This is a genomic window from Anthropogastromicrobium aceti (assembly GCF_020687335.1).
In the GTDB taxonomy this organism is placed as follows: domain Bacteria; phylum Bacillota; class Clostridia; order Lachnospirales; family Lachnospiraceae; genus Anthropogastromicrobium; species Anthropogastromicrobium aceti.
The window spans coordinates 52,130-78,774 of the sequence record NZ_JAJEQN010000010.1 but is presented as its reverse complement, the minus strand read 5'-3'; the positions used below and the strand labels follow the sequence as shown (position 1 = coordinate 78,774).

Below are 26,645 nucleotides of genomic sequence, written 5' to 3'. Positions count from 1 at the left end.
ACAGAAAGTGAGAGATTATAATAAGGAGTTGTGAAAGCAAACTAATTTTGCTTGTAAATTAGAAATAACGGAGGTGAAGTTTTATGGATGGTTGCGATAGTATAGGGCGAAGTAGAAACTGTAGTGTGAATGATTGCGATACAGCGAAAAGCCGCAGTATTCTGCAATTATCCAAAAACTGATCGTTTTGTATTGCTGTTTGCACTGCAGACACTTTGTCCTTTTTTATCACAATAAATTAATTGGATAAATAAGGAGGCAAAACAATGAAAACATTTAATGACAGCAAAAGCCAGCATCTTGAAGAGCTGGAAGCGCTCATCTCCAGTTCATTAAGTGAGAAAGAGCTGGAAGATCGCCTGTCAGATTATCATGACAATGATATTGCTGAGATTTTGGAAAAGTTGGCGCCTCAGGAGAGACTGCGTTTGTATCGCATCCTTGGTGTAGACCGTACTGCTGAGATTTTTGCATATCTTGATGATGCAGGTCCGTACATGGAAGAGCTTTCACTAGAGAAGGCTGCAAATGTCGTATCTCACATGGACTCTGATGATGCCGTTGACGTTCTCGAGGATATGGACGAGTCGAGAAAGGCTGAGATCGTTAAACGTTTGGATCATGAGACATCAGAGGATGTCAAGCTGCTGTGGTCATATGACGATGATGAGATCGGAAGCTGCATGACCACAAATTATATCTGTATTCACAATGACTTAACTATTCGTCAGGCAATGAGAGAGCTGATTCGTCAGGCTGGCGAAAACGATAATATTTCTACCATTTATGTTGTGGATGAACAGGATAAATATTATGGTGCAATTGACCTTAAGGATTTGATTGTTGCAAGAGATACGGATACGCTTGAAAGCATTATCAGTCGTTCCTATCCGTATTTGCTAGATAACGAAAAGACAGATGACTGTGTCGATCGTATTAAGGAATATGCAGAAGATTCCCTGCCTGTTTTGACACAGGAAGGAAAAATCGCCGGTATCATCACATCTTCTGACGTAGTAGAGATGGTCGATGATGCAATGGGCGATGATTATGCAAAGCTCGGTGGTTTGACTGCAGAGGAAGATTTAAACGAAACAACAGTTGAGAGTATGAAAAAAAGACTTCCATGGCTTGTTGCATTATTATTTTTGGGAATGCTAGTTTCTTCTGTAGTCGGCATGTTCGAAGCAGTTGTAGCAGTTTTGCCAGTTGTCATTTGTTTCCAGTCAATGGTACTTGATATGGCAGGTAACGTCGGAACACAGTCACTTGCTGTTACTATCCGTGTACTTATGGATGAGAATTTAAAGGCAAAGCAAAAGCTTGGTCTAATCTTAAAGGAAGCAAGAATTGGTCTTGCAAATGGTTTTGTGCTTGGTGTGATGACACTTGCTGTACTTGGCATATACATTCATTTCTTTAAGGGGTATGATTGGGGACATGCATTTTTGATAGCGGCCTGCGTTGGCGGTGCGCTCATTACAGCCATGGTAATTTCCAGTATCGTAGGAACAGTTATTCCGATGTTCTTTCATAAAATTCACGTCGATCCGGCCGTTGCGTCAGGACCACTTATCACCACTGTCAATGACCTTGTTGCAGTTATAACGTATTATGGATTGTCACTTATCATTTTAATTGACATGTTTCATATTGCGGGGTAGAGCCACTAGGGACAGATATAGAGCCACCGTACCTGTCCCGGTGGCTCAAAGAAACAGCGTGCATCCCATAGCCTTAAATTCTTCAATTTTCTTTTGAAGAAGTGGAACGGGAACCTCAAGATATTGGCTGCTGCAGTCAATGCAAAAATATGAGGTAGCGCCGCGATTATAAAGTTTTTTGTGGAGGCCAATCTCATCCTTTGTAAGGATGCGGCCGCACTGCTTGCATTTGTTGCAGGCAGCAGTTGAATGAGTAGTATCCATAAGTTTGCCTCAAAATATATTAAATGGGTTACCCTCTGCCAGTATCGTGCTGGCAGGGGGTATTTGTTTTTTTATTATTCAGGGAAAATAAGCTGTGCAATGATTACCTTTGATTCATCAGGAGCGATTTTTGTAGCATAGCTGTCTTCATAGATGCCAAGATCCTCACCAGTGATCGCATCTGTCAGCTGAAGGCGAATGCCAGACTCTGAGTGAATACCAAGATCATCGAAACAGATACCTACATTCTGGGTCCACTGATCCTCAGCAGCAAGATTAAAGAATGCAATCGCAATACGGTTTCCAGACAGAAGCTTTGCGAAGGTGTACTTTCTTGTGTCATCATGATCTACTAAAAATGGTGGGCGGCATTCTTCATCTTGATTGATCTCAATCAGTCCCTTACAGAAGAGGATTTTCTTATTTGCCTCGTCAAGCTTTCTAAGATCAGCACCGATGATAAGCGGAGAGCCTAAAAATGCCCACATTGCGAAGTGCTGCAGATACTGAAGGTCGCTGCAGCCGCCAATTCCTACATTTCCATTTCCGTGCATACCAACGATCAGCATGTCCATATCATTCCAGCAGCCAGGTGCATTGTTTTCCACATTTTCTACCTGACTGATGAAAAGATCCTTGTAGCTCTTTGGACCATCAAAGATATCTCCAGTAGAGCGGTAGCTGTGAGCACCATGAGAGCGCATCCAGCCAGATGGGTCATACATACCCCAGTTGCAGGCTGCAAATAAGATATCGCGTCCAGTGCTGCGAAGTGCCATTGCCATGGTCAGGTAGGCATTCTTTGCATCACCGCTGACAGGAAAATTGCAGAAATCATATTTCAGATAATCAACATCCCACTCAGCAAACTGCTTTGCATCAGAAAATTCATGACCATAGCTGCTTGGATAGCCTGCACAAGTCTTTGTTCCAGCGCAGGAGTACATACCAAACTTTAAGCCCTTTGAGTGAATATAGTCGGCAAGTGCCTTCATACCATTTGGAAACAGTGCCGGGTCAGCAACGAGCTTTCCGTCAACACGCTCACGAAGAGACCAGCAGTCATCAATAATAATATATTCGTAGCCAAGATCACGATAGCCATCCTCTACAATACGGTCAGCCATTTCCTTAATCAGCTGCTCGTTGATTTTGTCTCCGAAAGTGTTCCATGAGTTCCAGCCCATAGGCGGTTTTTTTGCGATCATAATTGTTTCTCCTTTTTAAAATTTATATTTGGATTGCCTTTATAATAAAGGCAAAGTAAGAAAAAAGGAATAACATATCATATTGTTTCCTTAACATATCATCGGATTACATAAAAATGGAGAAAATCTAATTTTCTGGACAAATATATAAAAGTATCCATTGTACAAAATGAAATATTCAGGTATAGTAGAGCTTGGAACAAAACAGGAGGCAAAAAGTATGTTTTATACGTATGCAGTAGGGATAGACAGCCGCCACAGAAAAGACGAAATTGTTTATCATTATGAAAAAAGACAGCACTATATTTTAATCTATACAAGAACAACAGCTCAGTTTCAGATTGATGATGAGGAGATTCCGGTAAAAAAGGGAACACTTCTTTTGATCAGTCCAGATAAGCGTGCATCTTATACAGGAGTTTGGGAGGGCTACTGCGATGACTGGATCAATTTTTATGATCCAGACAATCAGCTTGCAAATTTTCGGATTCCGATAAATAAACCAGTAAGCCTCCAGGAAAATATTCCAGTGTCTCAATATATGCAGCTGATGATGAATGCATTTCATTCAGGAATGGCACAGCGTGACAATGTTCTGTCACAGCTTATGATGGCCTTCTTTACATTGATCGATAATTACTTAAATTCATCGCTTCCGCAGATTGCACACTATCAAAAGCTTTTGGAGCTTCGAGAGGAAATCTATGCAAATCCGGCACGTCCATGGTCAATACAGGAGCTGGCAGATCAGGTTAGCTTAAGCCCTGCTTATTTCCAGGATCTTTATAAAAAGGCGTTTCAGGTATCATGTGGGGCTGATATTATTCAGAGCCGCATCGATCAGGCCAAACGAATGCTGGCACAGACAAACCTGACGATGGAAGAGATTGCAGACAGATGTGGTTATAACAGTCCAGTGCATTTCTCAAGACAGTTTCGCAAGTGTACAGGATATGCACCATCCAAGTGGCGTGAGAATACGCTGGGAGAAAATATGGTGGTTACAGATCATGGATAAACCAATATTTTGCCTGTAATAATTAGAAAGTGGAAGAAGTGTATTTTTGTAAATATATAGCTGAATGCTTATAAATAAAAAATCTACGATTCATGGATTGTCATGAGAGAAAGTCTTTGCTATAGTTGAAGCAAAAAGATGGAGGTGATCCTCAAATGACAATGGCAGAACAAATTATTAGGGCAAGAAAAAAAGCTGGATTAACACAACGTGAACTTGCAAAACAGCTTAATGTCACCAACAAGGCTGTCTCACGGTGGGAGACTGGTGGCGGAATGCCAGACATTATTCAGCTGGTGCCGTTATGCCGTGTACTTGATCTTTCTCTTCAGGAGCTTTTGGATGGTGTTGAGGAGGGGCTCGGAAAGCAGTTTATCAGCAGTCTTTTGATTCGGCAGATGGATGAGAACAAAAACATTAATACAGAAACGTCAAATGATCATGTTTTTATACGTCCTCAGATACACAGGCAGATGCCAACCTCTACATATATTTTTGGGCATAATCTTGAGCATACACGTGCTTGTATATATGGTGGACTGAGTGCGCAGGTTCTTCGAAATCGCAAATTTGCAGGAAAACCATCAGGAAGTGATGGCTGTGCGGCAGAGTGGATTCCGATAGGAGCTGAGCATACGCTGTATGTGCTTGATTCTGATAATGGCCCACAGACATCGGTTGCTTATACGCATCATAAGGAGATAGGAAAAGAAATGATGGGTACGGGCAAAATGAATCGCAGAAATGAGTGTCAGGCGCTTGATGTACAGCTGTTAAAGGAAAATCATATTTGCGGAATTAGACAGGAAAAACTCGACTTGAGAGCGTGCGAATATAAATTGCGCATCATTGCAAAAACAAGTGAATTAGTGGAAATTCGTGTAGCATTGATGGAAAACGGCATAGAAGATACAAATGGATCGACATATAGCTTTACCCTTCATCCGGGTGATTGGCAAAAAGAGAACTTTTCAATGCACATTCCGAAGGCAGGAATGTATTCTCTAAGTATTACATTTTCAAAACGTGCAAGGGTTACATTTGGTGTACTCTCTATGCTGCCATTTGATCATTTTCATGGAATGAGGCGTGATGTGATCGAATGTATGAAAGAGATTGGCGTCAGTATGCTTCGTTGGCCTGGAGGCAATTTCGCAGGAGAGTACCGCTGGCAGGATGGACTGCTTGATGCTGATGAGCGTGCACCATTAGAGGCCTACATGGAAAATGAGACACAGCCCTATACAAATGGATATGATTACAACGAAGTTGGAATTGATGAATTTATTGCGCTATGCCGTGAGATCGGTGCAGAGCCATTTCTGACAATCAATTTGGCAAATGCATCTCCAGAAGAAAATGCAGCATGGGTGGAGTATTGCAATGGGGCGGATGATACACGTTACGGGCAGCTTCGCGCACAGCGTGGACATAAGGATGCCTATCAGGTTCGGTATTGGTCTCTCGGAAATGAGATGGGATATGGCCACATGGAGGGGCCAATGACACCAGGGCAATATGTAATGCTTGCTCGCAGGCAGATGAGAGCGATGCTAGATGTTTCGCCAGATTTACAGTTGTTTTCATCTGGCCCATATCCAAGTGAAGAATGGGGAACGAAGTCAGCAAAGGAGCTTGCAGAGAATGTTAAATATGCATCCCTTCATCACTATACCTACGTGCCACTAGATTATTCATCGGATGAGGCTGCGAAAAATACCTGCCAGGCAATCATGGATGCACCAAAAGAGGCATATCGTCTTATAAAGGAAATGAGAACATGTCTGGGCAATAATATACATATTTCATTTGATGAATGGAATTGCTGGTACGCATGGTATCGTCCATCATCCGCAGCAGAAGGGTTGTATGCAGCGGGAATGCTTCAGTTGTTTCTTAATGAATCAAACGCAATGGATATGCCAGTATGCTGCTATTTTCAGCCGATTAGTGAGGGAGCTATCGAAATAAAAGGTAATCATTGTCGACTGACAGCAACAGGACAGGTATTTTCCATGTTGAAAGCGCATTGTGGAGGCAGCTTATGCCCATCTTTGAAAAATAACAGTGTGGCTGCAACAATAAAAGATAATATATTGACAATATCGATGATTCATACTGGACAGGAAGAACCGCGTGTATTTAAGATTCAAATAAGGGGAGATCTACTTGATGCAAAACTATTGAGTACAGATTCGCTTCTTCCACATTCGAGATTTGAAGAAAAAATACTTTCTGTTTCAGAGACAGATGGCATATTTGAGGTTGTGCTTCCGCCATGCAGCGTTGCGTGTGTTAAGTTTCGTGTATGACAAAAAGAAAGAGAGGAGTTTAGCTATGAGATTATATTATCAGCCGAAAGGATATTGGTTTGGAGACTGCATGCCATTTGGCAAGGGGGATACGTTTTATTTGTTTCATCAAAGGGATACAAGAAAGCCGTGTCCATTTGGAGAGCCATTTGGATGGGATTTGGCTACAACAAAAGATTTTGTAACATATGAGGATTGTGGCACAGCAATTTTACGCGGAGATGATACAAAACAGGATCAGTTTATATTTGCCGGAAGTGTTTGTGAGGATCGGGATGGTGTTTATCATGCATTTTATACCGGTTTTAATCGTGACTATCCAAAACAAGGGAAACCGTCACAGGTGCTGATGCACGCAATCAGTCATGATTTAAAGAACTGGGAAAAGACAAACGATGCAGTGACCTTCACACCGCAGCCAGGGTATGATCCAGATGACTGGCGTGACCCATTTGTGCTTTGGGATGACGAGGAAAATCAGTATATTCTGATTCTTGGAACGCGTCTTGCCGGGGATAAGCACAGACAGACTGGAAGAACTGTCTATTTTACATCTACAGATTTAACTAATTGGACATTTGAAGGCGATTTTTGGGCACCGGATCTTTTTACAATGCATGAGATGCCAGATTTGTTTAAAATTGGAGAGTGGTGGTATTTGATTACAACTGAATATTCACATGCGTCAAAGCAGGTGTACAGAATGGCAAAGAGTCTTAAGGGACCGTGGATTGCGCCAGAGGATGATGGTTTTGATGGCAGAGCGTATTATGCAGGAAGAACATTTGAACTAAATGGACAGCGAATCATTTTTGGATGGGTGCCAAGCCGTGCAAATGAGACAGATAGCGCACATTTAACGTATGATGAAAATTCCGACAATGAGCAGTTTATCTGGGCAGGTACTTTTGTGGCACATGAGATTTACCAAAGGGAAGATGGAACACTTGGCTGTCGAGTGCCTCAGACTGTATGGGATGCATTTAAAGAGAAAACAGTGCTTGCTGACGAAACACTAAAAAGAGAGTCTGGACGAGTGACAAAGCAGGTTGTATCAAATGCAGGAGACTGCTATCGTTTTGAGACAACTGTGACTGTAAAGGATGGATTGCGCTCATTTTCAGTAGGCCTTAGAGATAACGAGGAAACGGGTGTCAGCTATTGCTTTACCGTGCTGTGTGCACAAAATAGAGTGATCTTTGAGAAGGTACCAAATTGGCCGTGGCCACAGATGAACAATATTGGTTTGGAACGCCCAGTGCATCCAAACGAGGATGGAACATATCATATTCAGATCATAGCAGATGACACAATTGCGACATTGTATATCAATGGCGTTGCGCTGAATGCGCGCATGTATACTCAGCCGGGAGATGGTATTGTGCTGGCCGCAGAAGATGGAACAGCTGCATTTAAGGATATGTCCTTTGCGAAGTTTCCACTTAAGTGATAAATTCTTAAAAGATGCAAAAGAAACAGAAAACAAAATAGAAAAGACAGATTCTTTCGTTCCATTTGCTCACTATGAGGGCAAAGAACAGATCATTGATCCGTCCCTGTACGACGAAGAAAAGGGAATCTATCAGGGAGAACCACATCATGCACTGGTATGGCCGGATGCGGACAGCAATGACACAACACTTATCTTTAATCCGGCGCGGAATTATCACAGTAAGTCAGTAAATCGAAAAGCAAAACATGCATAAAAATATTTAGAAAGAAAATGCGCTCGCGGTGATGATACCGGAGCGCATTTTCTTTCTTTTGGGAATTAGGAATTATTGGATTTTCATAGCGGTAAGTAAGTCTTTTTATCGTATTTATTATATATATTATACGATTTGCTTATTTAATAAACTTTACGTTAGGATAGATATCCTGCTTTGCTTCTTCCTTCTTTTCATTGAAGGTAATCTTGTTCTCCTCAAAGAGGTTTCTGCCCTGTGCGTCGATGGATACGATAAGAGGACCAAATTCCTTTACCTTGCAGCACCAGAGTGTCTCAGGCATTCCAAGCTCATCCCAGTGATGCTCTGCAATACGCTCAACCTCAGTTGCAGCAACAACAGCACATCCAGCCGGAAATACACAGTGGATTGCACCAAATTCCTTGCAGGCGCGCTCAGTATTTGGTCCCATGCCGCCCTTTCCAACGATGACTCTCACGCCAGTGTGCTGAGTAAACTCATACTCAAACTTTTCCATACGCATGGAAGTAGTCGGGCCAACGGATACCATCTCGTACTCATCCTCAGTGCCTTCCTTCTTGCGGACAATCGGGCCAGCGTGGAAGATTGCCTTGTTGCGAACCTCATACGGAAGTTCTCTGCCATATTCAACTAGGCGGCGGTGAGCAACATCACGGCAGGTCATAAGATCGCCGTCTAACCATACAATGTCACCGATCTTAATATCAGCCAAATCTTCTGCACTTACAGGTGTAACGAGAACCTTCTTGTCTCCTCTGATTTCTATCATAATTCTTTCCTCCGTTTTCAAAATTCTAAGTTTGAATCTAAATCTGCTTGCAGTCTATTTCTTATGCATTAAACTTCCATGTGGAGTGAGTATCGCAGGTAACGGTCAGGTCTGGGTTTACTACGATATGACCGCGGCGGTGAGACCAGCATCCAACATTTACGGCAACACCGATTGTAGATGGATGACGAGCAGTATTCTCAATATTTACACCCATAACAGAGTACTTTCCGCCCATACCCTGCGGTCCAAGGCCAATCTTATTGATGCCATCCTCTAACAGTTGCTCCATCTTTGCTGCATTTGCATTGTCATTGTGGGAGCCGATTGGACGCATCAGCGCCTTCTTGGAGTTTAATGCTGCGGTCTCAATGGAAGTTCCAACACCGACACCGACAAGCAGCGGAGGACATGCGTTTAATCCATAGCTGGTCATCTGATCAAGAACAAAATCAGTGATACCTTCATAACCTGCACCTGGCATCAGAACCATTGCCTTACCTGGAAGGGTGCAGCCGCCGCCTGCCATATAAGCGTAGATTTCGCACTTGTCGCTGTTTGGAACGATATCCCACCATACAGTCGGGGTACCCTTACCAACATTTTTCTTTGTGTTGTACTCGTCAAAGGTTTCAACAGAATTGTGACGAAGCGGAGCAGCGAATGTAGCCTGTACGACAGCTTCCTTTAAAAGGACTTCCAGCTCATTGATGTATGGGAAATTGGTTCCGCACTTCAGCCAGAACTGAAGAACGCCGGTATCCTGACAGCTTGGACGATCTAACTGAACAGCCAGCTTCTGATTCTTTGTCATAGTCTCATAGAGAACTTTTGGCAGAGGAGCAGTTTCCTTGGAACCCAGTTCCTCAAGCTTTGCTACTACGTCATCCGGAAGCTTCTTGCTGATGTGATCAACAAAGCTTGCTACCATATCTGTAAGCTGTTTTACTTCATTTTCGTTTGTCATAATTGATTACCTCCATTTAAATTAGTAAGATTAGTGCTTTCTGTGTTTTAAATTGCTATGGAACAAAATTATATATCTATTTTAATAGATAATTACGGGTAGAATGGAAACAGGATTGGCAGTAAAACCATGCAGACCACAAATGAGAATCCAATAAGTGGAAGGCCTGATTTTACATAATCCTTGAAGCGATAGCCGCCAAGTCCTATAACCATGGTGTTTGCCGGCATACCGATCGGTGTTGCGTAGGCACAGGAGCCTGCGATAACAGTAGCGATGACAACAGCACGCGGGTCAGCGCCCACATTGTTGGCAAGAGACACAGCGATTGGAACCATAAGAGCAGTTGTCGCGGTATTTGACATAAAGTTTGTTATTGTACATGTAACGATAAAAATAACAAGAAGCAATATCATTGGATCAGGATTTGTACCTAAAAATCCAACAATTTTGTCAGCAATCAAATTACCGGCACCTGTAACATCAAGTGCTTTTGCCAGTGCGAGAGAACCACCAAAGAGCAGTACCACCTCTAAATCAATGGACTTAAGTGCAGTCTTTTCATCAATTACTTTTGTTACAACTAGGATTACAGCACCAATACATGATGAGAGCTGGATGCTGACACCGATTTCGTCCTCAAAAATCATAGCGATGATAACTGCGACCAGTACAGCAAGTGATACAGTTTGCTTCCACTTTGGAACATTGCTGAAATCCGTTTGAGTCTGAACTGCTCCTACCGTTTCTGTCTTCTTTGGAAGAAAACGATAGCCAAGACAGGCAAAGTAGATGATTCCAAGAATCAGCATCGGGACACCGACTGGAGCATACATGAAAAAGCTTGTTGGAAGCCCCATTTCCTGTAATGCATTGACACCCATCAGATTACCAGGTGCTCCGATGATGGAAAGGTTTCCACCGAGCGCTGCGGCAAATACAAGTGGCATCAAAAGTCGGCTTCTGGAATAGCCGGACTCATCTGCGATTCCGCATACGACAGGAATCAGCACGGCAGCTGTTCCTGTGTTGGATAATAAACCTGACATCACACCGACGATCACCATTATCGCGATGATAAGTGTTTTTTCAGTCTTGGCAAATTTGGTAACGATACCTCCGATTTTGTTTGCCATGCCTGTTTCGAATAATGCCTGCCCCACTACGAACATACCGACACAAAGGATTACATTGCTGTTGACATACTGTGCAAAGGTGGTTGATGCATCTAACACACCGGTCAGCGTCAGACCAAGCGCACAGATTGTTGCGGTAAGACCGAGCGGGATTTTTTCGAGTATGAAGCTCACAATTGCGAATGCAAGAAACAGCAGGGCAATGGTTGTTTGAGACATTCTGAAATCTCCCTTCCATTTGTTTGTTAAATTTTTCACTTCTGAAATGTGTCGGCCGCCGCATTTCTTTTGCTGATTTCATTATAGGGCGGTGCAACCTAAAACACAACTTGACAGAAAATATGACCGCATACGTTTTTTTTATGACCTCAAAACGGGTGGCTGATTTTTAGATAGTTTTACTAATAGACCTGTCAAAAATAACTATAGAAATCACAAAGTAGATATGGTATCTTTATAGCAGAGTGCCCAAATGCGTATTTTGTATCGTTTTTTGGGAAAAAAGAGAAAGGATTGATAGAGCATGACACTGAATCAACTGCGCTATTTTTGCACGGCAAGCCGCTGTCACAGCATAACAAAAGCAGCAGAAGAACTGTATGTCACGCAGCCGACGGTATCTGTTGCCATCCGTGATTTAGAGATCGAGTTTGGAATAAATTTATTTTCGAGGAAGGGAAATCAGCTGATGCTTACTGTGGAGGGCGAGGCACTTTATAAAAAGGCAGTCTATATTTTGCAGTACTGTGATGAATTGCAGGCAGACTGTTCAAGTACATTGCGTGTGCGTCCGCCAGTCCATATCGGCATACCACCAATGTTAAGCACTGTATTTTTTCCAGAACTGTTAGAGGCATTTCAGGCAGAACATCCAGAAATTCCAGTTGTACTTGAAGAATATGGTTCCGTCCGCGCCTGTAGTCTGGTGCAGGATGATACACTTGATTTTGCACTTGTCAACATGGAACAGTACAACATCGACAAGTTTAATAACATTATTCTCGCCGATGATCAGATCGTATTTTGCGTGAGCAAAGATCATCCATTAGCGCAGAAAGAATCTGTCACAACACAGGAAATGTCAAAGGAAAAGCTGATTTTTTTTAATGCGGACTCGGTGCAGAACCAGCTTTTGAAGCTTCGCTTTGAACTCGATGGCTGTACGCCGTCCATTATCATGAAAAGCAGTCAAATTTACACCACGTTGCAATTTATTAAATCAAAGAAGTACGGCTGCTTTTTTTATTCCTGTATGACTGATAAGTTCTCAGGCGTAGTCGGAATTCCGCTTGCAACGCCGATCCGTGTCAAGATTGGAGTGGTGTGGAAGAAGGGCAAATACATTAGTAATGATATGCAGACGCTCTTGAACTTTACGAAAAATTATTATAAGAAGCATCCGCTAATTACCGAGAGAGATTCGTAACGTCGAGGTACCCTTCATAAACTTCCGGGTAGTCATAAAAAAGATCAAAAGAAAAATAAAAAATGTCTACTTGACAAATAGGAAAATGCGTTGTATAGTAGCGCTATAATTAAATAACAAAGTAACACTTCAAACCGTTGAAGCGGAGATAAAAATAAGAAATGCGCAGTACAGAGAGTTTGGGATGCTGAGAACCAGACAGAGAGCAGCTTATTAAATGGACCGCTGAGGGTATGGTCAAAGGCGTAAGCCAAGTATTCCATAACGTGTGCGCATACGTTAGTTGCGAGGGATATGCTGGTATCCTAAAAAGAGCCCTGAAAAGGGAAACAAGGTGGCACCGCGGAAAGTAGAATTTTATCCGTCCTTGGCAGATTCATAATAATGAGTCTGTCAGGGACTTTTTTTGTTATACCAAGTTTCCAAAGTCAAAAACGTTTGTGCTTGCACGATAAGTTTTATGACCTTGGAGTAGGTATATAGAAAATAAAAGGCTCCGCATACCGGCATGACAGCAAAGGAGGATCACAATGCAGATTATTACATCACTAGAAGAATTAAGACAAAAAGCAGTTGGATATCGTGCCGTACCGGTTGCAGGAGAACTGTTTTCAGATGTGCGAACACCAATCGAGGTCTTACGTATATTAAAAAATGTCAGCAGCCACTGCTTTTTATTTGAGAGTGTGGAAAATCAGGAAATTTGGGGACGATACACATTTCTTGGATTTGACCCGAAAGAAGAGATTGCATTTACAGGAGGCAAAAATCCAAGAGGACGAATTGAAGAAGTTTTAAAGGAATATAAAAGTCCGCGCATGGAAAAACTTCCTTCCTTTACAGGAGGATTAGTCGGTTATTTTTCTTATGATTACGTAAAGTACAGTAATCCAAAGCTAAAGCTTGATGCGAAGGATGAGGAAGGCTTTAAGGATGTCGATGTGATGCTTTTTGATAAGGTCATTGCATTTGACAATGTAAAGCAAAAGATCATTATCATGGTGACAGTCAAGACAGACGAGCTTGAGAAAAATTATGAAAAAGCTGTACAGACAATAAAGAAAATTGCAAAGCTGATCATTCGCGGAGATATGAAAAAAGAGCAGCCGGGATATTTAAAAACAGAATTTAAGCCGCTGTTTCAGAAAGATGAATATTGCAGGATGGTAGAAAAAGCAAAAGAATATATCTATCAGGGAGATATCTTTCAGGTCGTGCTTTCTAACCGTTTGGAAGCTGAGTATGAAGGAAGCCTGTTAAACACCTACCGTATCATGAGAACTACAAATCCATCACCGTATATGTTCTATTTTAGCAGCGATGATATGGAGGTAGCAGGAGCTTCACCAGAGACACTTGTTAAATTAGAAAATGGTGTGCTTCATACATTTCCGCTCGCAGGAACAAGGCCAAGAGGAAAGGACAGACAGGAAGATCTGGCACTTGAAAAAGATTTGCTTGCTGATGAAAAGGAATGTGCAGAGCATAACATGCTTGTTGACTTAGGACGAAACGACATTGGAAAGATCAGCAAGTATGGCACTGTTGAAGTAGAAGAATATATGCAGGTGCTTCGCTACTCACATGTTATGCACATCGGTTCAACTGTCAGGGGACAGATTAGAGATGATAAGACAGCGCTTGATGCTGTAGAGGCAGTACTTCCAGCAGGAACACTTTCAGGAGCACCAAAATATCGTGCAATGGAAATCATAAATGAACTGGAAAATAATAAGAGAGGCATTTATGGCGGTGCAGTTGGTTATCTTGATTTTACTGGAAATTTAGATACTTGTATAGGAATCCGTTTGGCGTACAAGAAAAATGGGAAGGTATTTGTCAGGTCAGGGGCAGGAATAGTGGCAGACAGCATTCCAGAAAAAGAATTTCAAGAGTGCATAAATAAGGCAAAGGCGGTAGTAGAAGCCATAAAAAAAGCACAGCAGATGGCAGCTTATGAGGAAAAGGAGAACGATGATGATATTATTGATTGATAATTATGACAGCTTTTCCTACAATCTATATCAGTTAATCGGTACGATTGAGCCAGATATCAAAGTCATCCGAAATGATGAGATGACAGTCAAGGAAGTAAAAGCATTAAATCCACAGCTTATAATCCTTTCTCCGGGACCGGGACGCCCAGATCAGGCAGGTATATGTGAGGAAGTAGTAAAGACGCTTGGTCCGAGTATTCCAATTTTAGGTGTGTGCCTTGGCCATCAGGCAATCTGCGAAGCCTATGGCGGCAAAATCATTCACGCAAAGAAGCTGATGCATGGAAAGACTTCAATCGCACGTTTAGACAGATCAGGAGTTTTATTTAAAGAAATGGATGCGGAGATTAAAGTTGCAAGATATCATTCGCTTGAAGCTGATCCAGATACGCTGCCGGCTGAGCTTTTTGTGACAGCAATGGCAGATGGTGAAATCATGGCAGTCGAGCATGAAAAGTATCCGGTTTATGGATTGCAATTTCATCCAGAATCAATCCTCACACCAAAAGGAATTGATATTTTACGAAACGTAGTAGAGAGTATAAGAAAATAGAAAAAAATAGAAGAACATAAATATATATAGCAACAGACAGCAGCAAGCAACAACAGACAGCAAGGGAGATAACGCTATGATAAAAGAAGCAATCGCAAAACTGATAAAGAAAGAAAACCTGACGACAGAGATGATGGAGCAGGTTATGGAAGAAATCATGACAGGAGAGGCAACTGATGCACAGAAGGCATCTTTCCTTACCGCAATGACGATGAAAGGTGAGACAATCGATGAAATTACATCAGCGGCAAAGGTCATGAGAAGCCACTGTGAGAAGTTTTTGAACGATATGGATGTATTGGAGATTGTTGGAACTGGCGGAGACGGTGCAAACACGATCAACATTTCGACCATCGCATCAATTATTGTATCATCGACAAAAATACCGGTTGCAAAGCACGGAAACCGTGCAGCATCAAGTAAATGCGGCACAGCAGACTGCCTTGAGGCACTTGGAGTAAACATAAATCTCTCTCCAGCTGAAAGCGCTATACTTTTAAAGGAACATAACATGTGCTTCTTATTTGCTCAGAAATATCATCCGGCAATGCGCTTTGTAGGTTCAGTCAGAAGAGAGATCGGTATTCGCACAATATTTAATGTGTTAGGACCTCTGGCAAACCCAGCAGGTGCTTCCATGCAGCTGCTTGGCGTATATAGTGAGGCGCTTGTAGAACCGCTTGCAAGAGTCCTTTATAACCTGGGTGTTAAGCGTGCAATGGTTGTTTATGGTCAGGATGGCATGGATGAGATTTCGCTAAGTGCACCGACAACAGTGTGCGAGGTAAGAAACGGAAGCTTTAAGAGTTACGTAATTACACCAGAGCAGTTTGGATTTAAAAGATGTAAAACGGAAGATCTTATTGGCGGCAACCCACAGGAAAATGCAAAGTTTGCACTAGATATTTTAAATGGAGCCAAAGGTCCAAAAACTGATGCAGTACTGCTCAATGCCGGAGCTGCCATTTACACAGCAAGGGAAGACATCACAATCGAAGATGGCATTAAGATTGCAAGAGAGGCACTAGAAAGTGGTCGTGCAGCAAAGCAGTTAGAGGATTTTGCGAAGGCAACAAAGCAGTAAATAGCAAGACAATAATAAATAGGAAAATAACTATCATAGCAATACGAAATGGTAAATAGAAAACAGAACATCGCAGTGAGGTGAAAGCAGCATGGCAGAGAATATATTAGAGACGATTGCAGCGAAGCGTCGCATTTATATAGAAGAAAAGAAAAAGCAGGTGCCACTAAAAAACTTGATTTCGCAGGCAGAGGCACTTTTGCAAAAGGAAGCAGCTGGCGAAGTATCAGCAAAGCCAAGCTTTTACGACAGTCTGGCAGGCGATAAGCTTTCATTTATCTGCGAGGTAAAGAAGGCATCTCCGTCAAAGGGACTTATAGCACCAGATTTTCCGTACTTGACGATTGCACAGGAATATGAATCGGCAGGAGCCGCAGCTATCTCAGTTTTGACTGAGCCGGAATATTTTCTTGGAAGAGATGAATATTTAAAGGAAATTGCTAAGACGGTAAATATTCCGGTGCTTCGAAAGGATTTCACAATAGATGAGTATCAGATTTACGAGGCAAAGCTTCTAGGTGCATCAGCAGTACTTTTGATTTGTTCACTGCTTGATAAGAAAACATTATCTAAATTTTTAGATTTGGCGAGTGAGCTAAAGCTTGATGCACTCGTTGAGGCACATGATGAAGAGGAAGTGCATACAGCACTTGAATGTGGAGCAAAAATCATAGGCGTGAATAACAGAAACTTAAAGAACTTTACGGTAGATGTGAGAAATAGCTTGAGGCTTCGGGCACTTGTTCCAAAAGATATAGTATTTGTCTCTGAGAGCGGCATCAAGACAAGAGAGGATACAAGACAGCTTGCAGCATATCATGTAAATGCCGTGCTGATCGGGGAGACTCTAATGCGAAGCCCAGACAAAAAGACAGCACTTGATTTGCTTCGGCCATAACCAAACCGAAAACAAGCAATAACAAACAAGTAAATAAAAGCAAACAAAACAGGCAGCAACAAATAAATAGCTATAGAAAAAACATAACTATTTAAATAGATACAACAAACAAATAATAAATAACAGACAAATTCAAGAATGACATACAGAAAGGAACTAGACAGATGAGCAGAGGAAGATATGGAAAGCATGGCGGCCAGTATGTGCCAGAAACATTGATGAATGAAATCATACGCTTGGAGGAAGCGTATGAGCATTATAAAAACGATCCCGAATTTGTTCAGGAATTAGATACTTTATTGAAGGAATATGCAGGAAGACCATCACTTCTTTATTATGCAGAGCGTATGACAAAGGATTTGGGCGGAGCTAAGATCTATCTAAAGAGAGAAGATTTAAATCACACAGGTGCTCATAAAATCAACAACTGTCTTGGTCAGGCACTTCTTGCAAAGAAAATGGGAAAGACGCGTTTAATCGCAGAGACTGGTGCCGGACAGCATGGCGTTGCGACAGCAACTGTTGCTGCACTTCTTGGCATGGAGTGCGAGATCTACATGGGAAAGGAAGATACGATTCGTCAGGCACTTAATGTATACAGAATGGAGCTTCTCGGCGCAAAGGTTCATCCTGTAACTAGTGGTACACAGACATTAAAGGATGCTGTTAACGAGTGCATGAGAGAGTGGACAAATCGTGTAGACGATACACTTTACGTGCTTGGTTCTGTAATGGGTCCTCATCCATTCCCGATGATCGTGCGCGATTTCCAGAGTGTAATCAGCAAGGAAGCGAGAGCACAGATTCTTGAAAAAGAAGGAAAGCTGCCAGATGCAGTGCTTGCATGTGTAGGTGGCGGCAGCAATGCGATGGGTATGTTTTATGAGTTCATTAAGGATGAGAATGTACGTCTGATTGGATGTGAGGCAGCAGGACGCGGTGTTAACACAGGTGAGACAGCAGCTACTATTGCAGTCGGAACAGAGGGAATCTTCCACGGCATGAAATCATATTTTTGCCAGAATGAATATGGACAGATTGCACCTGTTTACTCCATCTCTGCCGGACTTGATTATCCTGGTATAGGACCAGAACACGCATATCTGCATGATATTGGCAGAGCCGAGTATGTGCCAGTCACAGATGAGGAAGCAGTTTGTGCATTTGAGTACATTGCAAAGACAGAAGGCATAATAGCTGCAATAGAGAGCTCTCATGCAATCGCACAGGTAATGAAGCTAGCACCTACCATGAGAAAAGATCAAATCATCATCTGCTGTGTATCAGGAAGAGGAGACAAAGACGTAGCAGCAATTGCAAGATATAGAGGAATCGATTTAAACGACTGAGAGGAAAATGAAAATGACAAAAATAGCAGAGGCATTTCAGAATAAGAAAGCATTTATTGGATTTTTGACAGCAGGTGATCCGTCACTTGAATGTACAGAAGAATTTATTATTAAGATGGAAGAGGCAGGAGCTGCCTTGATTGAGATTGGAATCCCATTCTCAGATCCGATTGCAGAAGGACCAGTGATTCAAGCAGCCAATATTCGTGCACTGTCTAATCCAAATGGCTGCACAACAGATCAGGTATTTGAGATGGTAGAGCGCGTCAGCAAGAAAGTGTCTGTTCCGCTTGTTTTTCTCACATATTTAAATCCAGTATTTAAATACGGCTATGATCGCTTCTTTGCACGCTGCGCATCAGCAGGAATCTCAGGAATTATAGTGCCTGATATGCCGCTCGAGGAAAAAGGCGAGGTTGCAGACATTGCAGCCAAACGCGGTGTTGATGTGATTTCTTTAATAGCACCAACAAGCAAGGAACGTATCGCAAAGATTGCAAAGTCAGCAACAGGCTATATTTACATCGTTTCTTCAATGGGAGTAACAGGAATGAGAAGCGAGATCACAACAGATCTTGAAAGCATTGTCCGTGTAGTAAAAGAAAATACATCCGTTCCAGCAGCAATAGGATTTGGCATCAATACACCAGAGCAGGCAAAAAAATACGCAGGAATAGCAGATGGAGTCATTGTCGGAAGCGCAATCGTAAAGATTATCGAAAAATATGGAGAGAACGCTGCAGAGCCGGTGTACAATTATGTGAAAGAGATGGCAGATGCAGTCAAGTGAGCCATGGGGACAGGGACGGTGGCTCAAAATGTGTCACTACTGGCTCAATATATGTCCCATGTAAAAAAGTCTGAAAGTTCAAGAAAAGAGCTTTCAGACTTTTTGTGTGTCTTTATTAGAATGCAATCGAGTTAAAAAAGAACAAAAGTTCGCAAATTTGAGCCGCCAGGGACACTAATCTGGCCACCGTGTCTGTCACCAATGGTATTCTGTTAGATAAGTTTAATCGGAAAAGAGAAAAAGACTTTTTACCTATAAAAGTCGAAAACTTCTAAATTCACAATAGTTTTGGATTTACAAGTCAGAAACTATTGATTATTTTGACTTTTTGGGATATAATAGTATTAAAAAAATAAGGAGGTGCATTATGGCTGAACTTATTAATCGTCCCCAGTATCTGAATCAGTTAATTCAAAATAAGGATGTTGATCTGGTAAAAATCGTTACGGGTATTCGCCGCAGTGGAAAATCGTCCTTACTTGATTTATTTCATCAGTATTTGTTACAGAACGGCATACCAGATTCTAATATTATCCATATGAATATGGAATCTTTGCGTTACCGGGACCTAACCAATTATCTTTCTTTTTACGATTACATTAGTAAAAAAATTGTAGGCGATGGAAAAACTTATCTTATATTTGATGAACTGCAGGCTGTAGAACATTGGGAAAAAGCAATTGAATCGTTCCGTTTGGATTTTGATGTAGATATCTATATTACTGGATCTAATGCATATCTTTTGTCTACAGAGTTCTCTACGTTGCTTTCAGGTAGATATGTAGAGATACGAATGCTGCCGTTATCTTTTAAGGAGTTTCTGGATTTTTATGAATTTGCACCGAATATAACAGTGGATGAAAAATTTCAGAGATATCTCCAATTTGGTGGAATGCCAATTTTGCGTGAATATAAATTTAATGAAGCTAGAAGTAATCAGGCATTAGAGGGAATTTATTCCACTGTGGTATTACGTGATATCCTACAGCGAAATAATGGAGCTGATCAGTCAATGCTTCAGAAAATTATGCTATTTTTGTGTTCTAATATTGGTAGCATTACTTCTCCGAATAGTATCGGAAATGTACTTTCCAATGAAGGCGATATTCAGGCTGGAAAATCAAAGAATATTGCAGGAAAAACTGTGGATAAATATATCGCTATGTTACGAAATGCATTTGTATTTTTCTCTGTTGGGCGATATGATGTAAAGGGAAAACAACTTCTAAAAACACTGGGTAAAAATTACATCATTGATATGGGTTTTCGCAATATGTTACTTGGCTATCGGGACGCAGACCGCGGACATATTATTGAAAATATTGTATTTCTAGAACTTCTCCGTCGTGACTATCGGGTATATATTGGAAAGGTAGGAGAAACGGAAGTTGATTTTGTTGCTGAAAAGCCAAGTGACAAGCTATATATTCAAGTAACAGAGAGTATGCAGGCACCAGAAACTCGAGAACGGGAACTTCGTCCGTTACGTATGATTCCAGATAATTATGAGAAAATAGTTCTGTCTATGGACCGAAACTTTATTAATTGCTATGATGGAATCAAATCATTAAATCTAATTGATTGGCTACTTAGTGAAAACGCATTAGAGCAGTAAGGAAATGATGATCACCCTCCTATTTCGTAAAAGAAACAGGGGGTGATTTGGTATCAAATCCGATCGTTAGGAGGAAGGAAATATGCATAAAACATATAGAAAAAGCATCCGAAAATTTTTTTTCTTGATTTCAATAATGGCAGTATCTTTTTTTGCCCCATTAAAGAGTTTTCAGCTGAAGTGGCTTATTGATTCTAATTCAAAAAAAGAGGAGAATATTTACTGAATGGAAAGACTAAAGGGCAAAGAGTAGGGGAGAGGAAAGGGTAAGGAAGCATAAAGTCTGCGTCCTAGAGCCATCAGGTACACTAATCAGCCACTGTCTCTGTGTCTCCACTGGTATTTCAGTGCCGTTGGCATTTTTAATTGCCTCATTAATTGTTTAATTGCCTCATTTTGCGAAAAATGAGGCAATTGACATTGACAATGAGTATAATAGGTGTTATAAAATTTTATAACAAAAAGGACACCGCATACGCGATGTCCTTAAATTTAACAGCGCTACCAGGATTCGAACCTGGAAAATGCTGGAGTCAGAGTCCAGTGCCTTACCGTTTGGCGATAGCGCTACAACATGTGTTATAATAGCAGATCGCAATAGATTTGTCAATAGGAAATTTGAATTTTTTTATTGATTTCTCAGTCTGATTTGATATAATGGATATAATGTACATTGACAGCAAACGATAAGCTAATTAGGTCAATGAGTGAAAGGCATGGAATTATTTATGAGACATTTATTAAAGAAGACATTACTCGCAGGAGGTATCAGTATGATGATGCTGTCTGCAGCAGGATGCTATTATGGAAGTGGAATGGGATATGGCTCTTATGCAAATGCGAATAAGATAAAGACAACGGCAGCAGCTGATACACTAGAGGAGTTTAAGATTACTGATTTCCAGGCATCTGATGGTACTTTCCAGTACAAGGATCTGGGATGGTTAAGCAGTTATCAGGATCTTGAAAAGGAGATCGCAATGCCGATTGGCACTACGACAGCATTTACAGAGGGCGAGACGATGGGTGACATCAATTACTCTGTTAAGCTTCTTAATTATATTTCCGTTGGTATGCAGCCTGTATATAATGCAGAGGGTGGTTTGACAACACTGACTGTTTACTTTGAGGATACCTATACAGCAGAGCAGTTAGATGATCTGTTTGATAAGGCGGTTGCTGCAGCGCGTGAGGCATTTGGCGATGAAGATAAGTATCAGGAAAATGATCAGGATGGCGGCAAAGGAACTGTTTACCACACAACGGGTGCATTCTGGTACAATGAGACAGATCAGTATGGTGATTATACAATGAACAGCTTCCAGATCGGAAAGCTTGACTCTGGAAATGGAACAAGCGCAGTTGTGATTGGTGTGAATATCTACGATCCATCCCAGATCGAGGAGGAGTCCAGCGAAGAAGGAAGCAGCGAAAAGGAAAGCAGCGAGAAGGCAAGCAGTGAAGAAGTATCTTCAAAGACTGATGAAAAGAATTTAAAGGAAACAAGTGAGGCAGAGAATACTGCTGAAAGCGAAGAATAAAAAAACATTGGGGACAGGTTTTTGTGGCTCGTCAGAGTTATAAACCTGTCCCCAGTGGCTTTTTGATTCTGTTTTTTGCAAATATTAGTAATGATATTTCTTCCTATTTGCAACAAGAAATGCAAGTGAAATTACAAACGCAAAAATTTCAGCGGCTACATTTGCACCCCAGAGGCCGTCCACTCCGAGAAAGATCGGAAGAATCAGAACAGACAGTGTCTGGAAAATCAGTGTACGAAGGAAAGAAATCGCGGCTGAGATTCCACCGTTGTTAAGAGCCGTGAAAAATGATGAGGAGAAAATATTAAAGCCTGACAGTAAAAAGCAAAATGAGAACAACTTAAAGGCGTGCTCTGTAATTGCAAGCAGCTCTGCATCGTAGCCGACAAAAATCTTTGCCAGAGGATGTGCCAATAAAAGAGCAAGGACAGTTAAGATGACACCTAGACTCATCATAATTTTTACACTCTTTTTTAAGAGATTTTGCAGTTCACTGTGGTTTCCAGCTCCGTAGTGGAAGCCGATGACAGGGGCACAACCGATTGCATAGCCAAAGAAAATTGCTACGAAAATAAACTGAACATACATCAAAACACCATAGGCAGAAACACCATTTTCTCCGAGGTATTTTAACAGCTGGAAATTGTAGACAATACCGACGACTGAGGCAGAGACATTACTCATAAGCTCCGAGGAACCGTTGGCACAGGCCTGCAAAATTGGGCGAAGCTCGAAGGATGCTTTTGTTAGTCTCAGTTTGCTGTTGTTTGGACGAATAAAATAGATCAGAGGAAGCAAACCGCCGATACACTGACTAATTCCAGTCGCAAGTGCAGCACCTGTGATTCCCCATCTGAAGACACCGACAAAAACAGCATCCAAGATCATATTGGTAAAACCAGCAGCAAGAGTGGCAATCAGTCCAAGATTTGGCTTTTCAGCAGCAACAAGGAAGCTTTGAAATACATTCTGAAGCATGTATGCGGCAGTAAAGCTAATGACAATTCTTCCATATAAAACACAGTCCTCAATCATCGCATCGGTTGCGCCAAGAAGAATTGAAACCGGGCGCATGAAAACAACACCGATAACCGATAAAACGATACCCATTATGATCGTCAGATAAATTAACATTGAAAAATATTTGTTTGCCTTTTTCTCATCGCCCTCACCGAGAATGCGGGAGACAAGAGCCGTGCCACCGGTTCCGACCATGAAGCCAAGGCTTCCAATGATAATGATAAAAGGCATGATCAGATTGATCGAAGCAAATGCAGTTTTTCCAGCGAAATTTGAAACGAAAAAACCGTCAACGACACCATAGATTGACGTAAAAACCATCATAACAATGGAAGGAAGCGTAAAGCGAAACAGTCTTCCATAAGTAAAATGATCCGATAATTGGATTTTCATGACTTACAGTCTCCTTACATAGTTTCTTCTTTTAAGCGTTTTAGCTCTGCGCGCAGACATTTTAAATATCGCTCATTTAAGGCGAGGAATTTTTCTGCTTCCTCAGATCCCCACTCCTCAAAAATTCGATTTTCAGCAGCGATGACTTTTCCAGCCGTCTTTGCGGCCAATTGTTTTCCTTTTTCTGTCAAAATGACGCGTTTATTTCGAGAACCGGTTGATTCCAAATATAAAATATGTTCCTGCTCAAGCTTTCGAATCGCAGAATTGATTGTCTGCTTTGGCAGACCGGTCAGATTACAGATATCGTGAAGTAGGCAACTTTCCCCACCACTGTCACATATCGTATATAAAATTTGAATGACGCTGTCAGATTGGCCGACAGATAGTGACATTTCATGGTAAACAACGCTCATCTCACACTGCAAATGGTTGAGACGTTTGAGAGAAGCAGAAGATTGAACACTCATATAAAATTCCTCCGTTAATTAAAAATAAAGGTATGAAATCGTACTTAAAAAGAATAGTATGAAATCATACCATTGTCAAGTAATATAATGTTTAAAACACATTAACTATTGACAACATAGCAGAAGTAGTGGTAGTGTAGATGTGTTGCGGAAGCAGCTTCCAGAATAATATCTGTAAAGAAGCAAAAAATCCGCCCATAATACAATATTATATAAGGATGAGGTATTTACAATGAGAGAGTTAAAGCCAATCAAAGAAGGCAAGGTACGCGAAATCTATGATAATGGCGACAGCCTGATCATGGTAGCAACTGACCGTATCAGCTGTTTCGATGTCATTCTGAACAACGTGGTAACTAAGAAGGGAACTGTCCTTACTCAGATGTCCAGATTCTGGTTTGACATGACAAAAGATATTCTTCCAAATCACATGATCTCTACGGATGTAAAGGATATGCCGGAGTTTTTCCAGCAGGAGAAGTTTGATGGAAACAGTATGATGTGCCGCAAATTGCAGATGCTTCCTCTGGAGTGTATTGTGCGCGGATATATCACTGGAAGTGGCTGGGCAAGCTACCAGAAGACTGGAAAGGTATGCGGAATTGAGCTGCCAGAGGGCTTAAAGGAGTCTGATAAGCTGCCTGAGCCAATTTATACACCATCTACAAAGGCTGAGATCGGTGATCATGATGAGAATATCTCTTATGAGCAGAGCATTGCTCATCTGGAGAAGTATTTCCCAGGAAAAGGAGAGGAGTATGCACAGAAGCTTCGTGATTACACTATCGCACTGTATAAGAAGTGTGCAGACTACGCACTGAGCAAGGGCATTATTATTGCAGATACCAAGTTTGAGTTTGGTCTGGATGAGAATGGAAATATCGTTATCGGTGATGAGATGCTTACACCGGACAGCTCACGTTTCTGGCCGGCAGATGGCTATGAGCCAGGACATGGTCAGCCATCCTTTGACAAGCAGTTTGCTCGTGATTGGTTAAAGGCAAACCCGGACAACGATTGGACACTGCCGCAGGAGATTGTTGATAAGACAATTGAGAAGTATCTGCAGGCTTATGAGATGCTGACAGGAAAGCCATTAGCATAAATACATAAAAGATGTGAAATAAAAAAGAAGGATTTGCCAATTCGACAGATCCTTCTTTTTTGGCTTTTGATACAGAATAATTTGCAGCATACAGCAATCTTGAAAGCAATATGTTTAATGGGAGAATGTTCGTATCAGGCGAAATACCTGCTCAGCAGTATCCTCTATATTTTGCATTGCATTTGTGCGGCACATCGCTTCATCAAGTGTAGAAACGCTTCGAAGTACTGGAAAGAATGCATCAATCCCGTGCTCATTGCAGGCGATGGCATCTTTTGTGACACAGCCGGAAAAGGCAATTACAGGCTTACCATATTCCTTTGCAATTTTTGCGACACCGATAGGCGCCTTTCCCATGACAGTCTGCCCATCAAGGCGGCCTTCTCCTGTTACAACCATGTCGGCCTTTTGAATATAGTCGCGAAGCTTTGTTTCCTCAAGAACAATCTTAATACCAGATTCAAGCGTGGCATGTAAAAATGTTAAAAAAGCAAAGCCAAGTCCTCCGGCAGCACCTGCACCGGAGAGACTTTCATTTACATCTGGAAAATATTTGCGTGAGAGTAATGCATAGTCTTTTAGCCAGCGATCCATCATATTGATCATTTCAGAGTCAGCTCCCTTTTGCGGTCCAAAAACAGCACTGCAGCCAGTAGAGCCGCAAAGTGGATTTGTGACATCGCAGGCAACACGGAATGTACATTTTGAAAGCTCTGGCAGCACATGGCTAGTTGTGATTGATTTAAGCTGGCGAAGTCCTTTAGCACCAAATTCAACCTGATTACCATTCTCATCAAGCATTCCAAAGCCTAGTGCCTGAAGCATACCGATGCCGCCATCATTTGTGGCGCTTCCTCCAATGCCAATCAAAAAGTGCCGGCAGCCGCGTTTAACTGCATCAGCAATAATTTCACCGACACCATAAGTTGTGGTGTGAAGCGGATTTTTCTTTTGCGGTGGGACAAGTGTAATACCAGCAGCCACAGCCATTTCAATTATGGCAGTTTTAGTAGCAGAGACAATACCATATTGGCATGAAACAGTCTCGCCTAGTGGTCCTGTGACAGAAACAGTTGTCATTTTACCGCCGCAGCCAGCGACAAGTGCATCAACCGTGCCCTCGCCTCCGTCAGCGAGTGGACGAATCACTGTAGTGGCATCAGGGTAGACCTTTTTTATGCCATTAGCAGCGCTCTCGCCGGCTTCTAATGAACTGAGACTTCCTTTAAAGGAGTCAATTGCAATTACAACATTCATAATGTTCCTTTCATTTATCGCAGACTTTTCAAAAAGCCTAAGAATTTCTTAATAAAATCAGCACTGTCATTATAGCAAAAAACAACCCCTGATAGCAATG

The 26,645-nt window shown here is 41.7% G+C and carries 23 protein-coding genes and 1 tRNA gene; 15 read left to right on the top strand and 9 right to left on the bottom strand.

The window, feature by feature from the left end; all coding sequences use genetic code 11:
* The first annotated feature begins 266 nt into the window (after positions 1-266).
* Positions 267-1,664, top strand: coding sequence for a magnesium transporter (gene mgtE, locus LKD48_RS05700; RefSeq protein WP_308731482.1), 1,398 nt, complete (start codon positions 267-269; stop codon positions 1,662-1,664).
* A 45-nt stretch (positions 1,665-1,709) separates the two neighbouring features.
* Here the strand turns inward: mgtE and LKD48_RS05695 are convergent, their stop codons facing one another.
* Together LKD48_RS05695 and LKD48_RS05690 are read right to left on the bottom strand one after the other, a co-directional pair.
* Positions 1,710-1,928, bottom strand: coding sequence for a hypothetical protein (locus LKD48_RS05695; protein ID WP_308731481.1), 219 nt, complete (start codon positions 1,926-1,928; stop codon positions 1,710-1,712).
* Positions 1,929-2,002: 74 nt separating this feature from the next.
* The gene (locus tag LKD48_RS05690) at positions 2,003-3,136 is read right to left on the bottom strand and encodes a glycoside hydrolase family 27 protein (RefSeq protein WP_262539124.1); all 1,134 of its coding nucleotides are present in this window, start codon (positions 3,134-3,136) and stop codon (positions 2,003-2,005) included.
* Positions 3,137-3,356: 220 nt separating this feature from the next.
* Between LKD48_RS05690 and LKD48_RS05685 the strand changes: the two genes are divergently transcribed.
* The 4 genes from LKD48_RS05685 to LKD48_RS05670 all read left to right on the top strand — a co-directional run bounded on the left by LKD48_RS05685 (position 3,357) and on the right by LKD48_RS05670 (position 8,172).
* Positions 3,357-4,154, top strand: coding sequence for a helix-turn-helix domain-containing protein (locus LKD48_RS05685; RefSeq protein WP_308731480.1), 798 nt, complete (start codon positions 3,357-3,359; stop codon positions 4,152-4,154).
* Positions 4,155-4,309: 155 nt separating this feature from the next.
* Positions 4,310-6,466, top strand: coding sequence for an alpha-L-arabinofuranosidase family protein (locus tag LKD48_RS05680; RefSeq protein WP_308731479.1), 2,157 nt, complete (start codon positions 4,310-4,312; stop codon positions 6,464-6,466).
* 25 nt (positions 6,467-6,491) lie between these two features.
* Entirely contained in the window at positions 6,492-7,916 is a 1,425-nt protein-coding gene (locus LKD48_RS05675) for a GH32 C-terminal domain-containing protein (RefSeq protein ID WP_308731478.1), read from the top strand.
* Positions 7,894-8,172 carry a hypothetical protein gene (locus LKD48_RS05670; protein WP_262539184.1) on the top strand — a complete coding sequence of 93 codons (279 nt, stop codon included), beginning with the start codon at positions 7,894-7,896 and terminating at the stop codon, positions 8,170-8,172. Before LKD48_RS05675 ends, LKD48_RS05670 begins: the two co-directional genes overlap by 23 nt.
* A gap of 139 nt (positions 8,173-8,311) precedes the next feature.
* Here the strand turns inward: LKD48_RS05670 and ttdB are convergent, their stop codons facing one another.
* From ttdB to LKD48_RS05655, 3 genes are all read right to left on the bottom strand, one after another.
* Positions 8,312-8,944 carry a L(+)-tartrate dehydratase subunit beta gene (ttdB, locus tag LKD48_RS05665; RefSeq protein WP_262539185.1) on the bottom strand — a complete coding sequence of 211 codons (633 nt, stop codon included), beginning with the start codon at positions 8,942-8,944 and terminating at the stop codon, positions 8,312-8,314.
* 61 nt (positions 8,945-9,005) lie between these two features.
* Entirely contained in the window at positions 9,006-9,911 is a 906-nt protein-coding gene (gene ttdA / locus LKD48_RS05660) for a L(+)-tartrate dehydratase subunit alpha (protein WP_308731477.1), read from the bottom strand.
* A gap of 92 nt (positions 9,912-10,003) precedes the next feature.
* Entirely contained in the window at positions 10,004-11,266 is a 1,263-nt protein-coding gene (locus tag LKD48_RS05655; RefSeq protein ID WP_308731476.1) for an SLC13 family permease, read from the bottom strand.
* Between the two features lie 304 nt (positions 11,267-11,570).
* Here LKD48_RS05655 and LKD48_RS05650 point away from each other — a divergent pair, with 304 nt between their 5' ends.
* The 8 genes from LKD48_RS05650 to LKD48_RS05615 all read left to right on the top strand — a co-directional run bounded on the left by LKD48_RS05650 (position 11,571) and on the right by LKD48_RS05615 (position 20,759).
* Complete coding sequence (locus tag LKD48_RS05650; protein WP_308731475.1) at positions 11,571-12,473, top strand: LysR family transcriptional regulator; 903 nt, start codon at positions 11,571-11,573, stop codon at positions 12,471-12,473.
* Positions 12,474-13,003: 530 nt separating this feature from the next.
* Entirely contained in the window at positions 13,004-14,467 is a 1,464-nt protein-coding gene (locus LKD48_RS05645) for an anthranilate synthase component I family protein (RefSeq protein WP_308731474.1), read from the top strand.
* Complete coding sequence (locus LKD48_RS05640; protein WP_308731495.1) at positions 14,451-15,023, top strand: anthranilate synthase component II; 573 nt, start codon at positions 14,451-14,453, stop codon at positions 15,021-15,023. Before LKD48_RS05645 ends, LKD48_RS05640 begins: the two co-directional genes overlap by 17 nt.
* Before the next feature lie 76 nt (positions 15,024-15,099).
* Positions 15,100-16,107 (top strand): anthranilate phosphoribosyltransferase, encoded by a 1,008-nt coding sequence (gene trpD / locus LKD48_RS05635; RefSeq protein WP_308731473.1) that lies wholly within the window; start codon positions 15,100-15,102, stop codon positions 16,105-16,107.
* A gap of 91 nt (positions 16,108-16,198) precedes the next feature.
* Entirely contained in the window at positions 16,199-17,005 is an 807-nt protein-coding gene (trpC, locus tag LKD48_RS05630; RefSeq protein ID WP_308731472.1) for an indole-3-glycerol phosphate synthase TrpC, read from the top strand.
* A 164-nt stretch (positions 17,006-17,169) separates the two neighbouring features.
* Complete coding sequence (trpB, locus tag LKD48_RS05625; protein WP_308731471.1) at positions 17,170-18,354, top strand: tryptophan synthase subunit beta; 1,185 nt, start codon at positions 17,170-17,172, stop codon at positions 18,352-18,354.
* A gap of 13 nt (positions 18,355-18,367) precedes the next feature.
* Positions 18,368-19,144, top strand: coding sequence for a tryptophan synthase subunit alpha (trpA, locus tag LKD48_RS05620; protein WP_308731470.1), 777 nt, complete (start codon positions 18,368-18,370; stop codon positions 19,142-19,144).
* A 367-nt stretch (positions 19,145-19,511) separates the two neighbouring features.
* Positions 19,512-20,759, top strand: a complete 1,248-nt coding sequence (locus LKD48_RS05615; RefSeq protein WP_118613109.1) for an ATP-binding protein — start codon at positions 19,512-19,514, stop codon at positions 20,757-20,759.
* Between the two features lie 496 nt (positions 20,760-21,255).
* On the opposite strand, the gene LKD48_RS05610 is transcribed toward LKD48_RS05615, so the two are convergent.
* Positions 21,256-21,328, bottom strand: a tRNA-Gln gene (locus tag LKD48_RS05610).
* Between the two features lie 159 nt (positions 21,329-21,487).
* On the opposite strand from LKD48_RS05610, the gene LKD48_RS05605 reads away from it, so the two are divergent.
* Positions 21,488-22,300 carry a hypothetical protein gene (locus LKD48_RS05605; protein WP_308731469.1) on the top strand — a complete coding sequence of 271 codons (813 nt, stop codon included), beginning with the start codon at positions 21,488-21,490 and terminating at the stop codon, positions 22,298-22,300.
* Between the two features lie 84 nt (positions 22,301-22,384).
* On the opposite strand, the gene LKD48_RS05600 is transcribed toward LKD48_RS05605, so the two are convergent.
* Entirely contained in the window at positions 22,385-23,713 is a 1,329-nt protein-coding gene (locus LKD48_RS05600; protein ID WP_118613125.1) for an MATE family efflux transporter, read from the bottom strand.
* 14 nt (positions 23,714-23,727) lie between these two features.
* Positions 23,728-24,183 carry a MarR family winged helix-turn-helix transcriptional regulator gene (locus LKD48_RS05595; RefSeq protein ID WP_118613126.1) on the bottom strand — a complete coding sequence of 152 codons (456 nt, stop codon included), beginning with the start codon at positions 24,181-24,183 and terminating at the stop codon, positions 23,728-23,730.
* 232 nt (positions 24,184-24,415) lie between these two features.
* On the opposite strand from LKD48_RS05595, the gene LKD48_RS05590 reads away from it, so the two are divergent.
* Positions 24,416-25,288, top strand: a complete 873-nt coding sequence (locus LKD48_RS05590; RefSeq protein ID WP_066560064.1) for a phosphoribosylaminoimidazolesuccinocarboxamide synthase — start codon at positions 24,416-24,418, stop codon at positions 25,286-25,288.
* A gap of 114 nt (positions 25,289-25,402) precedes the next feature.
* On the opposite strand, the gene LKD48_RS05585 is transcribed toward LKD48_RS05590, so the two are convergent.
* Positions 25,403-26,545, bottom strand: coding sequence for a glycerate kinase family protein (locus tag LKD48_RS05585; protein WP_118613127.1), 1,143 nt, complete (start codon positions 26,543-26,545; stop codon positions 25,403-25,405).
* Positions 26,546-26,645: the final 100 nt, after the last annotated feature.